Origin of the sequence: Paraburkholderia sp. Ac-20340, from assembly GCF_017104965.1 — a bacterium.
In the GTDB taxonomy this organism is placed as follows: Bacteria; Pseudomonadota; Gammaproteobacteria; order Burkholderiales; family Burkholderiaceae; genus Paraburkholderia.
Genome location: NZ_JAAGPR010000015.1, coordinates 129,129 through 142,903 on the forward strand (window position 1 = coordinate 129,129; position 13,775 = coordinate 142,903).

Below are 13,775 nucleotides of genomic sequence, written 5' to 3' on the forward strand. Positions count from 1 at the left end.
GACGTTGAACAATAGCATAGTCGATATCACTGGCTACATCCGATTTTTCATGCCTTGCGCGCTGCACACGCCCCAAACAGGCGTTCCAGCCCGGTAAAGCGGCGTAGCCCAAACAAATCTAACTGGTGGAGCAGCTATGCGAGTCGTCGTGTTGGGCAGTGGTGTGGTCGGGGTGGCCAGCGCCTGGTATCTTGCCCGCGCGGGCCATGAAGTCACGGTGATCGACCGCGAAGCCGGTCCGGCACTGGAGACAAGCTTTGCGAACGCCGGCCAGATCTCGCCGGGTTATGCGGCGCCGTGGGCCGCGCCGGGCGTGCCGCTCAAGGCCATCAAGTGGATGTTCGAAAAGCACGCGCCGCTGGCCATCCGCCTCGACGGCACGAAATTCCAGCTGCAATGGATGTGGCAGATGCTGCAGAACTGCACGGCCGAGCGCTATGCGCTCAACAAGGGCCGCATGGTGCGTCTGGCCGAATACAGCCGCGACTGCCTGCAGGCACTGCGCGCCGACACCGGCATCCAGTACGAAGGCCGCACCGGCGGCACACTGCAGGTGTTCCGCACCCAGCAGCAATTCGACGGCGCGCAGAAAGACATCGCCGTGCTCAAGGACGCGAACGTTCCGTACGAACTGCTGACCCCGGCCGAACTGCAACGCGCCGAACCGGCACTCGCCGCCGTCTCGCACAAGCTCACCGGCGGCCTGCGTCTGCCCGGCGACGAAACCGGCGACTGCCAGCTTTTCACCACGCGTCTCGCCGCCATGGCCGCCGAACTGGGCGTCAAGTTCCGCTACAACACGCCGATCGACGGTCTCGTCATGCAAGGCGATCGCGTCGCCGGTGTGCAGTGCGGCGCTGAAGTCGTGCGCGCGGATACCTACGTGCTCGCACTCGGCTCGTTCTCGACGAAGATGCTCGCCGGTCTCGTGAAGATTCCGGTCTATCCGCTCAAGGGTTATTCGATCACCGCGCCTATCGTCAACGCAGGCGCCGCGCCGGTTTCGACCGTGCTCGACGAAACCTACAAGATCGCCATCACGCGTTTCGACGACCGCATCCGCGTGGGCGGCATGGCGGAAATCGTCGGCTTCGACAAGTCGCTCAAGCAGGCGCGCCGCGAAACGCTAGAGATGTGCGTAAACGACCTGTTCCCGGGCGGCGGCGATACGTCGAAGGCCAGCTTCTGGACCGGCCTGCGCCCGATGACGCCGGACGGCACGCCGATCGTCGGCCGCACGCCGTTCTCGAACCTGTTCCTGAACACGGGCCACGGCACGCTCGGCTGGACCATGTCGTGCGGCTCGGGCCAGTTGCTCGCCGACCTGATCTCGGGCAAGCAGCCCGCCATCAAGGCCGACGATCTCTCCGTGCATCGCTACCTCGGCGAAACCCGGGGCGAGCATCGTCCGGCTTACGCCTGACGCGCGCTTCGAGCGGTTGTAGCGAAAACGGCGGCCCGTTCACACGTGCCGCCGTTTTTGTTTGCGCGAGGCGAAATCAGCTCAGAACTGATCCTGGGATAGCGCGAGCACGCCTTCCGCACCCTTCGCGCTGACGATGCCCGCTTCCAGCGCCACCGCCTGCGGCAGCACATGTTCGGCGTAGAACTGCGCCGTGGCGATCTTCGCGCCGTGGAACTTCGGATCGGCCTGCATGAGACGCTGCGAAGCGAGCATCGCACGCGCCATCTGCCAGCCGCCCAGCACCACGCCCGCGAGCTTCAGATACGGCACGCTGCCTGCGAACACGGCGTTCGGATCGCGCTTCGCATTGGCGAGCACGAAGTCGACCGTCGATGCCAGCGCCTGCTGGCCCAGCGCGAGATGCTTCGCCATCGACTCGAACGCCGAGCCTTCCTGCGCGCCAAGCGCGTCGATCGTCTGAGCGATCTCATCGAGCAAGGCCTTCACCGCCGCCCCGCCGTCGCGCAGCGTCTTGCGGCCGATCAAGTCGTTGGCCTGAATCGCCGTGGTGCCTTCGTAGATCGCGAGAATGCGTGCGTCGCGATAAAACTGCGCCGCGCCGGTTTCCTCGATGAACCCCATGCCGCCGTGCACCTGCACGCCGAGGCTCGTGACGTCGTTCGCCAGTTCCGTGCTCCAGCCTTTCACGATCGGCACGAGGTATTCGTAGCGCGCCTGATGTTGCGCGCGCCGCGTTTTGTCGGGGTCGCGATGCGCGCGGTCGCTCTCGCCCGCCGCCACGTAGGCAAGCGCGCGCGCCGCTTCGGTCAGTGCGCGCATGGTGGCGAGCATGCGGCGCACGTCCGGGTGATGAATGATCGTCACCGCCGCTTTCGCCGAGCCATCGACAGGCCGGCTCTGCACGCGCTCCTTCGCATAGGCGAGCGCCTTCTGGTACGCGCGATCCGACACCGCCACGCCCTGCATGCCCACCGCGAAACGCGCGGCGTTCATCATGATGAACATGTATTCGAGGCCGCGATTTTCTTCGCCGATCAGATAGCCGGTCGCGCCGCCGTTGTCGCCGTACTGCAGCACCGCCGTCGGGCTCGCCTTGATGCCGAGCTTGTGTTCGATCGAGACGCAGTGCACATCGTTGCGCGCGCCGGGCGTGCCGTCCTCGTCGATCAGAAACTTCGGCACGATAAAGAGCGAAATGCCCTTCACGCCTTCGGGCGCGCTGGGCGTGCGCGCCAGCACGAGATGGACGATGTTCCCCGCCATATCGTGCTCGCCCCACGTGATGAAGATCTTTGTGCCGAAAACCTTGTACGAGCCGTCGGGCTGCGGTTCGGCGCGCGTGCGCACGGCCGCGAGATCGGAACCGGCCTGCGGTTCGGTGAGGTTCATCGTGCCGGTCCACTCGCCCGAAATCAGCTTCGGTACGAAGCGCAGCTTCTGTTCTTCGCTGCCCGCCGTGAGCAGCGCTTCGATCGCGCCATCGGTCAGCAGCGGACACAGCGCGAACGACAGATTCGCCGCGTTGAGCATTTCCACACAGGGCGTGCCGACGAGCTTCGTCAAACCCTGTCCTTCGTATTCCTGAGGATGTTGCACGCCCTGCCAGCCGCCCGCCACGTATTGCCTGAACGCATCGGCGAAACCGGGCGTCGCGTGGACCGCGCCGTTGTCCCAGCGGCTCGGGTTGCGGTCGCCTTCGGCGTTCAGCGGCGCGAGCACTTCGCCGCAGAGTTTCGCGGCTTCGTGCAGCACGGCTTCGACGGTCTCGGGCGTGGCGTCCTCGGCGCCGGGCAGCGCGGCGATCTCGCCCAGTCCCGCGAGTTCCTGCATGACGAACAGCATGTCCTTGATCGGTGCGTCGTACATATCGGTCCTCCCTGTCTACGTAATTCCGATAATGAAAAAGGGGCGCTAGAAGCGCCCCTTTCCGGTATCAGACGTCATGTGATGACACGCGTCTGCTGTGCGATATCCGCGATTTAGCCGAGCTCTTTGACGAGTTCCGGCACAACCGTGAACAGATCGCCGACGAGGCCGTAATCGGCCACGCTGAAGATCGGCGCTTCTTCGTCCTTGTTGATCGCGACGATGACCTTCGAGTCCTTCATGCCGGCCAGATGCTGGATCGCACCCGAGATGCCCACCGCAACGTACAGTTGCGGCGCAACGATCTTGCCGGTCTGGCCGACCTGGTAGTCGTTCGGCACATAGCCCGCGTCGACGGCTGCGCGCGATGCGCCCAGCGCGGCGTTGAGCTTGTCGGCGAGCGGTTCCAGCACTTGCGTGTAGTTCTCGCCGCTGCCCAGACCGCGGCCGCCCGAGACGATGATCTTCGCGCTCGTCAGTTCCGGGCGGTCGAGCTTCGTGACTTCGCGGCCGACGAAGGCGGCCTTGCCGTTGTCGGCTGCGGCTTCGAGCTTTTCGATTGCTGCGCTGCCGCCTTCTGCTGCCACTGCGTCGAACGCCGTCGTGCGCACCGTGATGACCTTGACCGGATCAGCCGATTGCACCGTCGCAATCGCGTTGCCAGCGTAGATCGGGCGCTCGAACGTGTCCGGCGAATCGACTGCCGTGATGTCGCTGATCTGCGCGACGTCGAGCTTCGCAGCGATACGCGGCGTGACGTTCTTGCCCGCTGCCGTTGCCGGAGCCAGGATGTGCGTGTAGTTCTTCGCGATGGCGAGAACCGTCGCTTCGACGTTCTCAGCCAGACCTTGCGCGAGTTGCGGCGCGTCGGCGAGCAGGACCTTCGAAACGCCGGCGATCTTCGCTGCTGCGTCAGCGGCAGCCTGCGCGTTGTGACCCGCGACCAGCACGTGCACGTCGCCGCCAATTTTCTGCGCTGCTGCAACCGTGTTCAGCGTGGCGACCTTGATCGACTGACCGTCGTGTTCAGCAATAACCAGATTCGTCATTTTACTTAGCTCCCCTTACAGCACCTTGGCTTCGGTCTTCAGCTTCTCGACCAGCGTCTTCACGTCCGCGACCTTCACGCCTGCCGAACGCTTGGGCGGCTCGGCAACCTTCAGGGTCTTCAGACGCGGCGTGACGTCCACACCGAGGTCTTCCGGCTTGATCGTTTCCAGCGGCTTCTTCTTCGCCTTCATGATGTTCGGCAGCGTGACGTAGCGCGGCTCGTTCAGGCGCAGGTCCGTCGTAACCACTGCGGGCAGCGTCAGCGAGAGCGTTTCCGCGCCGCCATCGACTTCACGCGCAACCGTCGCCTTGCCGTCTGCCACCGTGATCTTCGAAGCGAAGGTCGCTTGCGGCAGATCCGCCAGTGCGGCGAGCATCTGGCCGGTCTGGTTCGAATCGTCGTCGATGGCCTGCTTGCCGAGGATCACCAGTTGCGGCTGTTCCTTGTCGACCAGCGCCTTGAGCAGCTTGGCGACAGCCAGTGGCTGCAGGTCTTCGTTCGACTCGATCAGGATCGCGCGATCCGCGCCGATCGCCAGCGCCGTGCGCAGCGTTTCCTGAGCTTGCGTCACGCCTGCGGACACAGCAATCACTTCCGTCGCCACACCCGCTTCCTTCAGACGCACCGCTTCTTCAACAGCGATTTCGTCGAACGGGTTCATCGACATTTTCACGTTCGCGATGTCGACGCCCGTGCCATCCGACTTCACACGAACCTTCACGTTGTAATCGACTACGCGCTTGACTGGCACAAGGACTTTCATTCACATGCTCCGAAGTTACGAATACGTCAACCTGGCGGACATTATAGCGATAGCATTCCCGCACGCCTTCGCCGCCAGCATTTTTCCCGCACGACCCGCTCTGCGCCGCAGCCGCCCATTTTTGCGGCCCGGCTGCCTTGTTCGCCAGTAGCGAACGACCGTGCGATTTTATGTCGGAAAAAACCCGGGCTCAAGCCCGGGCTCCGACTGAACTCTCTATCTAATTCGTCGCGGTCGGTGCCCCACCTTACCAGGAGGCGATCACCGCCCCGCCGAACTTCTGTTCGATGTACTGCTTGACCTCCGGCGAGCGGTAGGCCGCCGCCAGCTTCGCCGCCCACGGCTTGTTGCGGTCTTCCGCACGGATCGCGAGGATGTTCACGTAAGGCCCATTCGGGTCTTCGATCGCAATCGCGTCCGCTTTCGGCTTCAGGCCCGCCTGCATCGCGAAATTCGTATTGATCGCGGCGGCATCCACATCGGCGAGCGAACGCGGAATCTGCGCCGCGTCCAGTTCGACGATCTTCAGCTTCCTCGGGTTTTCGACGATGTCGAGCGGCGTGGCCTTCAAACCCGCGTCGGCGCGCAGCTTGATCAGGCCCTGCTTCTGCAGCAACAGCAGCGCGCGGCCGCCATTGGTCGGATCGTTCGGAACCGCAATCCGCGCGCCCGGCTTCAGTTCCGTCAGCGAATGGATCGACTTCGAGTAGATGCCCATCGGGAACGTGACTGTGTCCGCGAGCTTCACGAGCTTGTAGCCGCGGTCCTTGACCTGCGCATCCAGATACGGCGCGTGCTGGTAGCTGTTGGCGTCGAGATCGCCGCTTGCCAGCGCCGCATTCGGCTGCACGTAATCCGAGAACTCGATGATCTTGATGTCGAGACCGTTCTTCGCCGCGACACGCTTGACCACTTCCATCACCTGCTCGTGCGGACCGCCCGTCACACCCACCTTGATGGTCTCGCCCGCATTCGCGAGCAGCGGCGCGGCGAATGCCGCAGCGCCCAGCGCCGCCACCAGCCCGATCACAAAACGACGTTGCATAGCCAAACCTTTGTCTCTGTAGTGTTATCTATAGCGAAAAAACGCCTGGCCAGCCTCGTCGGTTTGGACGATCGCGCTACTTATTTGTGGCTCAGGCGGCGCACCAGCCAGTCGCCGAACGACTGCACGATCTGCACGAACACGATCAGCACCACGACCACCAGCAGCATGACTTCAGGTTCGAAGCGCTGATAGCCGTAGCGGATGCCCAGGTCGCCCAGACCGCCACCGCCGATCGCACCGGCCATCGCCGAATAGCCGACCAGCGAAATGAACGTGATCGTCAGACCCGCCACCACGCCGGGCAGCGACTCGGGCAGCAGCACCTTGAAGACGATCTGGCTCGTGGTCGCGCCCATCGACTGCGCGGCTTCGATCAAACCGCGATCGACTTCGCGCAGCGCCGTTTCCACCAGACGCGCGATGAACGGCGCGGCGGAAATCGTCAGCGGCACGATCGCGGCCGCCGTGCCGATCGACGAACCGACGATCACACGCGTAAACGGGATCACGGCGACCAGCAGGATGATGAACGGCGTCGAGCGCACGGCGTTGACGACCATGCCCATCGCGCGATTGACGGCCACGTTCTGCAGCACGCCGTTGCGGTCGGTCAGATAGAGCAGCACGCCCAGCGGCAGACCGACAGCGGCGCCGACCAGCCCGGAAATGCCCACCATGATGAGCGTCTCCCAGAACGACTGGACGAACATATCGAACATTTCACTCCACATGGGACAGCTCCTCGACCACCACACCCTGCTCGCGCAGCCACGTCATGGCCTGCGCCACCTTCACCGGATCGCCGCCCGCGAGCACCGCGAGCGAGCCGAACGCCTGCCCCTGGATCTCGTCGATCTGGCCATGCAGGATGTTGAAGTCGAGTTCGAAGCGGCGAATGGTTTCCGACAGCACCGGCTGATCGACGCCCGAGCCCTTGAAGGCCAGGCGCAGCAAGTGCGCGTTGCCCTTCGCGAGACGCTCGACCACACGGGCCTTGAGCGTGGGCGGCAGCTCCTGGGCGATCACGTCGCCGAGCAGCGCGCGCGTGACTTCGTGGTGCGGTTGCAGGAACACGTCGAGCACCGGGCCGGTTTCGACCACACGGCCAGCATCGAGCACGGCCACGCGGTCGCAGACCTGTTTGATCACTTCCATCTGGTGCGTGATCATCACGATGGTCAGGTTCAGCTCGCGATTGATCTTGCGCAGCAGATCGAGAATCGCGCGCGTGGTTTCCGGGTCGAGCGCGGAAGTCGCTTCGTCGGACAGCAGCACCTTCGGCTTGCTCGCGAGCGCCCGCGCAATGCCCACGCGCTGCTTCTGGCCGCCGCTGATCTGCGACGGATAACGGTCCTTCTGCGCGCTCAGGCCGACGAGTTCGAGCAGCGGCAGCACCGCGTCCTCGATCTGCGCGCGCTTCATGCCGGCGAGTTCGAGCGGCAGCGCCACGTTCTCGAACACCGTGCGCGAAGACAGCAGGTTGAAGTGCTGGAAGATCATGCCGATTTCACGGCGTGCTTCGCGCAGATCGGCGCTGGAGAGCGACGTGAGCGTGCGCCCGTTGACGACGATGTCGCCTTCGGTCGGACGCGTGAGCAGATTGAGGGTGCGTACGAGCGTACTCTTGCCCGCGCCGCTGCGGCCGATGATGCCGAACACCTCGCCCTGCGGAATCGTCAGATTGACGTTGTGCAGCGCCTCGACCCAGCCGCCTTGCGGGCCGGCGAAGCGCTGGAACACGTTTCGAATTTCGATCATGAAAAAAACGAAACGGCGGGGTGTGCCGTGCGCCACAGGAATCTTGCAACGATCTTTCAACCGCACAAGCCGCGTCGCACCGGCAGACTGCCGCCGTTTGCTGGACTGGAATCAACTCGCCATTTTACCCTGGCTGGCAAAATTCCTTTTAATAATCAATTCCGATACTTTCATAACCCAAACGCATTAGAGGAATCGTGCGGGAAAAAGCGATGAAGCGCTGCCGAATCGGCGCTACCCTGCCCGACAGCCCGAAACCTGATAACGACACTTCGAGGGAAAAAGAGGCGCATATGGAGACAACCCCGCCGGCCACCGCGCCGAACCCCGCTGCAAGCGCCGCCCAGCGCGCGTATGGCGGTGCCGAAACCGTCACGCTGCGCGCTCGCGACGGCGTCGAGCTGCCGCTTTACGCCTGGCGCGCGCGCGGCACGCCGGCACGCGCCGCCATCGCGCTGATTCACGGTCTGGCCGAACATGCCGGCCGCTATACGGCGCTGGCCGCGCGGCTGAACGCCGCAGGCATCGACGTCTATGCGATCGATCTGCGCGGTCACGGGCGGGCGAGCGGCAAGCGCGCCACCATCCACCGCTTCGACGATTATCTCGACGACGCCGAAGCGCTGGTCGCCCACGCCGCCGCGCAAAGCGCGAAGCAGCGCATGCCGCTCTTTCTGATGGGCCACAGCATGGGCGGCGCGATCGCCGCGCTCTACGCGATCGAACGCGCGCCGCGCTCCGGAGTGAAGTTTGCGGGCCTGTTGCTCTCGAGCGCGGCGCTCGCGCCCGGTCGCGACGTGCCGCAATGGATGATTGCCGCCAGCCGCGTGATGAGCGCGATCTGGCCGCGCTTTCCGGCGATGAAAATCGACGCCGCCCTGCTCGCGCGCGACGCCGCCGTGGTCGCCGCCAATCGCGCCGATCCGCTCGTGCATCACGGCGCGATTCCCGCGCGCACCGGCGCGGAACTGCTGGAGGCGATGAAGCGCATCGAAGCGGGCCGCAAGCAGTTGCGCCTGCCGGTACTTGTCTGGCACGGCACCGATGACAAGCTCACGGAACCCGACGGCAGCCGCGCATTCGGCGAGCAGGTGGGCTCGCCCGATCGCACGCTAACGCTTTACGAAGGCAGCTTCCACGAAACGCTCAACGATCTGGATCGCGAGCGCGTGATCGCCGCGTTGCTCGACTGGATCGGCAAGCGTAGCTAGCGGTGCTTATTTCGTGCCGCGTTTGTCGATAAACGCCTGCACGCCGTCGAGCGCCGGGTCGGTCATCATGTTGCATGCCATGGTCTGCCCGGCCAGTTGATACGCGGCCTCGATGCCCATTTCGAGTTGCCGGTAGAAGAGTCCCTTGCCCGCTTCCACCGCCTCGCGCGGCTTCGCGCAGATGCTTGCGGCCAGCGACTTCACCGCATCGTCGAGCGCCTCGGCGGGCACCACGCGATTGACGAGACCTTCGCGCTGCGCCGTGTGCGCGTCGATAAAATCGCCCGTCATCAGCATCTCGAAAGCGGCTTTGCGCGAGACGTTGCGCGTGAGCGGCACCGCGGGCGTCGAGCAGAACAGCCCCAGATTGATGCCCGACACCGCAAACCGCGCCGTCTCCGCGGCCACGGCCAGATCGCACATGGCCACCAGCTGGCAGCCCGCCGCCGTCGCGACGCCGTGCACGCGGGCGATCACCGGCTGCGGCAGCTTCTGGATCGCCAGCATCATCTTCGAGCAGCGCGCGAATAGCGACTTGTAGTAATCGAGCGACGGTTCCGCACGCATTTCCTTGAGATCGTGGCCCGCGCAGAATGCGCGCCCCGCCGCCGCGATCACCACCACGCGCGCCGATGATTTCGCGATATCGGCCAGTTGCGCCAGCAGCGCGTCGATGAGCGTTTCGGAGAGCGCGTTGAACGCATCGGGCCGATTCAGCGTGAGGCGCACGACACCGTCTACGCCGTAGGCATCCTGCGTGACTTCGATCACTGCGGCCAGCGGGGAAGCTTCACTCATGACGCTGCGCTCCTTTGAAACGCTGCAGAAAAATCAGATGCCGGCCATCACGCGCAGATGCGCCACCACGCTGCGCCCGAGCGCCGAAAGGTTATAGCCGCCTTCGAGGCAACTCACGATGCGCCCTTTGGCATAGCGGTTGGCGATATCGACGATCTGTTCCGTGATCCACGCGTAATCGTCCTCGACCAGCCCCATATTGCCGAGATCGTCTTCGCGATGCGCGTCGAAACCCGCCGAGATGAACACCATCTCCGGCCTGAATTCGTGCAGTCGCGGCAGCCACATGATGTCGATGGCCTCGCGCACTTCCATGCCTTTGCTGCGCGCCGCCATCGGCACATTGACCATGTTCGGCGCCTGGTTGTCCGCGCCCGAAAACGGGTAGAACGGGTGCTGGAACATGCTGCACATGAGCACGCGCGTGTCGCCGGCGAACGCGGCTTCCGTGCCGTTGCCGTGATGCACGTCGAAGTCGATCACCGCCACGCGCGACAGCCCGTGCACGTCGAGCGCATGACGCGCCGCAATCGCCACGTTGTTGAAGAAGCAAAAGCCCATTGCGCGCGCGGGTTCGGCGTGATGGCCGGGCGGACGCACGCTGCAGAAGGCGTTCTCGAAGCGCCCCGCGATCACCGCATCGGTGGCGGCGACGGCTGCGCCCGCCGCGCGCAGTGCGGCCTGCCACGTGTGCGGATTCATCGAGGTGTCGGGGTCGATCGGCGCGTAGCCTTCCTGCGGCGCAAGCTGGCGCAGGTAGTCGATATGCGCCTGCGTATGCACGCGCAGCAGCGCGGCTTCGTCGGCGAGCGGCGCGGAGTCGTCGCGCTCGATCAGCGCGTCGATGCGGCTCGCGATGAGCTGGTCTTCGATGGCCTGCAGGCGCGCGGGGCATTCGGGATGCCACTCGCCCATCTCATGCAGCAGACAGTCGGGATGCGAGAAAAAACCGGTCGTCATGTGTCGTACTGGCCGCGCTGCACACGTGCTCGATTGCACACGTGGGCTTTTCGCGGGTCTCCATCTGATCTTTCGTCGGGTGTGCTGCGCAGGAATCGGCAACAGTCGCGCAATCGCGGCATGATCCGCATGCCGGCACGGTCGGCCGGCGCGAACAGCCATCACGTTACCACACGGCCACTGCATCGATTACGCCAGCCGGTGCGGTCGTGGCGCAAGCGCCCACGCAGGGTTAGTCCACGCGGAGTGCTCGGGTATACTGCCCCGGATCACTTCCTCCCGCTCAGATCTGCCGCCTCCCATGACGCAAAAGCCCGCGCACAAGTCCGCCCTGCCTGCTTCCGGTCACTCGCGCATTCCGTCGTTCGCGCTCGCGCTCTGCATCGCAGCGGCGCTGTGGACCGGCGCTGCACACGCTCAAACGTCGAACGCATCGAACGCAGCGAATCTGCGCCAGAAGCCGTTGACGCTCGCCCAGGCGCAGCCCGCATCGCAAGGTGCCTCGCAAGGCCAGACGTTCGAAGAGGAAATCGTTCCGCAGCGCTATGCGAACAACCCGGATGTCGATGCCTTCATCAACGACATGGTCGCGCGCTACGACTTCAACGCCGATGCGCTGCACGCGCTGTTCTCGAGCGCGAGCTATTCGGCCACGGCCGTGAAGCTGGTCACGCCCTCGCCCACGCCGAGCACGAAGAACTGGCGCGCGTATCAGTCGCGCTTCCTCGACACCGTGCGCATCAACGCGGGCGTGAAATTCTGGCGCGCAAACCAGGCGACGCTGCAGCGCGCATCCGATGAATTCGGCGTGCCGCCCGAAGTGATCGTCGGCATTATCGGCGTGGAGACGATCTACGGCCGCTATATGGGCAACTTCCGCGTGCTCGATGCGCTCACGACGCTCGCGTTCGATTACCCCAATACGCCGAACCGCGCCGACCGCATGGCGACGTTCCGCAAGAATCTCGAAGACTACCTGGTGTGGACGCGCGGTTCGCAGATCGATCCGTCGTCGGTGCTGGGTTCGTACACGGGCGCGATCGGCATTCCGCAATTCCTGCCGAGCAGCATCGTGCAATACGCGGTCGATTACGAAGGCAATCACCATATCGACCTGCGCGCGAGCACGCCCGATGCGATCGGCAGCGTCGCGAACTATCTGAAGCAGAACGGCTGGGAAACCGGCCGCCCGGTGGTGTGGAAGATCGCCAACGACGCCGGCAGCCAGGGCATCGCGCAGGCCGCCGCCGACGGCAAGCCGGAACCGCGCTGGCCGCTCGTGCAACTGCTGCGCTCGGGCCTCGCGCTCAACGAACCGAACGTGGATATCGCAGCCGAAGGCGGCACGCCGGTCACCGTCATCGACCTGCCGACGCCCGGACGCGCCACCGAATACATGATCGGCCTGAAGAACTTCTATGTGCTTACGCGCTACAACCGCAGCTTCTTCTACGCGCTTTCGGTGTATCAGCTGGGCATGCGCGTGAAGGCGCAGATGCTGGCGACGCAGCCAGGCGTCGGTGCAAATACCAGCGCAAATACCGGCGTCGATGCGGGCGATGATGCTGGCGGCGATGTAAGCACGGGGCCGTCGAACGGCACGACCACGCTGACGCCGCAACAACTGCAGTTGCTGAGGCAGGCACGGCCCGCGCAGCCGCAAGCGCAACCCCAATAAGCTTCGCGCCATAAAAAACGGGCGGTCTGTCTCTCAGGACAGACCGCCCGTTTGCATTCGAGCGCGCGAAATGAAAACGACGCTCAGGCCGGGAACACACCCGTCGACAGATAACGGTCGCCGCGATCGCAGACGATAAACACGATCGTCGCGTTTTCGAGCTGACGCGCGAGGCGCATCGCCACCTCGCACGCGCCGCCCGACGAAATGCCCGCAAAGATGCCTTCGACCGACGCAAGACGACGCGCCATCGCTTCGGCGGCGGCCTGGCTCACGTTCTCGACGCGGTCCACGCGGCTGCGATCGAAGATCTTCGGCAGATAGGCTTCCGGCCATTTGCGGATGCCAGGAATGCGCGAGCCCTCTTCCGGCTGCGCCCCGACGATTTCGATCGCCGAATTCTGTTCCTTCAGGAACTGCGACGTGCCCATGATCGTGCCCGTCGTGCCCATCGACGAGACAAAGTGCGTGATGCGGCCTTCGGTGTCGCGCCACAGTTCCGGGCCGGTGCCTTCGTAGTGCGCAAGCGGATTATCGGGATTGGCGAACTGGTCGAGGATGATGCCCTTGCCGTCGCGCTGCATCTGCTCGGCGAGATCGCGCGCGTATTCCATGCCGCCCTTGACCGGCGTGAGCATGATTTCCGCGCCATAGGCGGCCATGCTCTGGCGACGCTCGATCGAGAGGTCTTCCGGCATGATCAGGACCATCTTGTAACCGCGGATGGCCGCAGCCATCGCCAGCGCAATGCCGGTGTTGCCGCTCGTGGCTTCGATCAGCGTGTCGCCCGGCTTGATGCGGCCGCGCTGCTCCGCCTTGCGGATCATCGACAGCGCCGGGCGGTCCTTGACCGAACCGGCCGGGTTATTGCCTTCCAGCTTGGCCAGCACCACGTTGTTGCGGGCGCGGATTTCGTCGTCCGGCAAACGGACGAGTTGCACGAGCGGCGTATTGCCGATCGTGTCTTCAATGGTCTTGTATGGCATAAAAGGTGACGGTCAGGCGCGATTACGTGATTTTTCGATTCTAAACCACGCGGCCTACCTTCGCAGAGGCACCCCGACAGTCCATAACGCGATAAGGGTCGGCGGCCCGCCGATTCGCGACGCCGATTCGCGACACGGATGCGCCACGCAAAAAGCCCGCGGCCTGAACCGCGGGTGCAAGGTCGCCGTAGTGGCTTGCGCGACACCGTAGCGACACCTGAAGGGACTTG

The 13,775-nt window shown here is 64.4% G+C and carries 12 protein-coding genes; 3 read left to right on the top strand and 9 right to left on the bottom strand.

Annotated features, from left to right (window positions below):
- Nucleotides 1-136 precede the first annotated feature (136 nt).
- A complete protein-coding gene (locus G3N59_RS19515) occupies nucleotides 137-1,423 on the top strand; it encodes a D-amino acid dehydrogenase (RefSeq protein WP_205984257.1) in 1,287 nt (428 codons plus the stop codon).
- A gap of 81 nt (nucleotides 1,424-1,504) precedes the next feature.
- Here G3N59_RS19515 and G3N59_RS19520 read toward each other — a convergent pair whose 3' ends face one another.
- The 6 genes from G3N59_RS19520 to G3N59_RS19545 form a co-directional block, all read right to left on the bottom strand.
- Complete coding sequence (locus tag G3N59_RS19520; protein ID WP_205984258.1) at nucleotides 1,505-3,292, bottom strand: acyl-CoA dehydrogenase; 1,788 nt, start codon at nucleotides 3,290-3,292, stop codon at nucleotides 1,505-1,507.
- 113 nt (nucleotides 3,293-3,405) lie between these two features.
- Nucleotides 3,406-4,341, bottom strand: coding sequence for an FAD-binding protein (locus G3N59_RS19525; protein ID WP_205984259.1), 936 nt, complete (start codon nucleotides 4,339-4,341; stop codon nucleotides 3,406-3,408).
- Nucleotides 4,342-4,356: 15 nt separating this feature from the next.
- Nucleotides 4,357-5,106, bottom strand: a complete 750-nt coding sequence (locus G3N59_RS19530) for an electron transfer flavoprotein subunit beta/FixA family protein (protein ID WP_205984260.1) — start codon at nucleotides 5,104-5,106, stop codon at nucleotides 4,357-4,359.
- Nucleotides 5,107-5,353: 247 nt separating this feature from the next.
- Nucleotides 5,354-6,151: a MetQ/NlpA family ABC transporter substrate-binding protein gene (locus G3N59_RS19535; RefSeq protein WP_205984261.1), complete on the bottom strand. Its 798-nt coding sequence runs from the start codon at nucleotides 6,149-6,151 to the stop codon at nucleotides 5,354-5,356.
- Between the two features lie 80 nt (nucleotides 6,152-6,231).
- Entirely contained in the window at nucleotides 6,232-6,885 is a 654-nt protein-coding gene (locus tag G3N59_RS19540) for a methionine ABC transporter permease (protein WP_205984262.1), read from the bottom strand.
- Complete coding sequence (locus G3N59_RS19545; RefSeq protein WP_205984263.1) at nucleotides 6,875-7,912, bottom strand: methionine ABC transporter ATP-binding protein; 1,038 nt, start codon at nucleotides 7,910-7,912, stop codon at nucleotides 6,875-6,877. Before G3N59_RS19545 ends, G3N59_RS19540 begins: the two co-directional genes overlap by 11 nt.
- Nucleotides 7,913-8,205: 293 nt before the next feature.
- Here G3N59_RS19545 and G3N59_RS19550 point away from each other — a divergent pair, with 293 nt between their 5' ends.
- A complete protein-coding gene (locus G3N59_RS19550) occupies nucleotides 8,206-9,123 on the top strand; it encodes an alpha/beta hydrolase (RefSeq protein WP_205984264.1) in 918 nt (305 codons plus the stop codon).
- Between the two features lie 6 nt (nucleotides 9,124-9,129).
- Here G3N59_RS19550 and G3N59_RS19555 read toward each other — a convergent pair whose 3' ends face one another.
- Both G3N59_RS19555 and G3N59_RS19560 read right to left on the bottom strand, forming a co-directional pair.
- A complete protein-coding gene (locus G3N59_RS19555) occupies nucleotides 9,130-9,921 on the bottom strand; it encodes an enoyl-CoA hydratase (protein ID WP_205984265.1) in 792 nt (263 codons plus the stop codon).
- Between the two features lie 33 nt (nucleotides 9,922-9,954).
- A complete protein-coding gene (locus tag G3N59_RS19560) occupies nucleotides 9,955-10,881 on the bottom strand; it encodes a histone deacetylase family protein (RefSeq protein WP_205984266.1) in 927 nt (308 codons plus the stop codon).
- A 301-nt stretch (nucleotides 10,882-11,182) separates the two neighbouring features.
- Here G3N59_RS19560 and mltB point away from each other — a divergent pair, with 301 nt between their 5' ends.
- Nucleotides 11,183-12,559 (top strand): lytic murein transglycosylase B, encoded by a 1,377-nt coding sequence (gene mltB, locus G3N59_RS19565; RefSeq protein WP_205984267.1) that lies wholly within the window; start codon nucleotides 11,183-11,185, stop codon nucleotides 12,557-12,559.
- An 83-nt stretch (nucleotides 12,560-12,642) separates the two neighbouring features.
- Here the strand turns inward: mltB and cysM are convergent, their stop codons facing one another.
- On the bottom strand, nucleotides 12,643-13,545 hold the full coding sequence (gene cysM, locus G3N59_RS19570) for a cysteine synthase CysM (protein WP_205984268.1): 903 nt from the start codon (nucleotides 13,543-13,545) through the stop codon (nucleotides 12,643-12,645).
- Between the last annotated feature and the right edge of the window lie 230 nt (nucleotides 13,546-13,775).

Coding starts and splice junctions, on each gene's coding strand:
- G3N59_RS19525 (WP_205984259.1), bottom strand. CDS start 4,341: ATGACGAATCTGGTTATTGCTGAACACGACGGTCAGTCGATCAAGGTC.
- mltB (WP_205984267.1), top strand. CDS start 11,183: ATGACGCAAAAGCCCGCGCACAAGTCCGCCCTGCCTGCTTCCGGTCAC.
- G3N59_RS19535 (WP_205984261.1), bottom strand. CDS start 6,151: ATGCAACGTCGTTTTGTGATCGGGCTGGTGGCGGCGCTGGGCGCTGCG.
- G3N59_RS19540 (WP_205984262.1), bottom strand. CDS start 6,885: ATGTGGAGTGAAATGTTCGATATGTTCGTCCAGTCGTTCTGGGAGACG.
- G3N59_RS19515 (WP_205984257.1), top strand. CDS start 137: ATGCGAGTCGTCGTGTTGGGCAGTGGTGTGGTCGGGGTGGCCAGCGCC.
- G3N59_RS19545 (WP_205984263.1), bottom strand. CDS start 7,912: ATGATCGAAATTCGAAACGTGTTCCAGCGCTTCGCCGGCCCGCAAGGC.
- G3N59_RS19530 (WP_205984260.1), bottom strand. CDS start 5,106: ATGAAAGTCCTTGTGCCAGTCAAGCGCGTAGTCGATTACAACGTGAAG.
- G3N59_RS19550 (WP_205984264.1), top strand. CDS start 8,206: ATGGAGACAACCCCGCCGGCCACCGCGCCGAACCCCGCTGCAAGCGCC.
- G3N59_RS19555 (WP_205984265.1), bottom strand. CDS start 9,921: ATGAGTGAAGCTTCCCCGCTGGCCGCAGTGATCGAAGTCACGCAGGAT.
- cysM (WP_205984268.1), bottom strand. CDS start 13,545: ATGCCATACAAGACCATTGAAGACACGATCGGCAATACGCCGCTCGTG.
- G3N59_RS19560 (WP_205984266.1), bottom strand. CDS start 10,881: ATGACGACCGGTTTTTTCTCGCATCCCGACTGTCTGCTGCATGAGATG.
- G3N59_RS19520 (WP_205984258.1), bottom strand. CDS start 3,292: ATGTACGACGCACCGATCAAGGACATGCTGTTCGTCATGCAGGAACTC.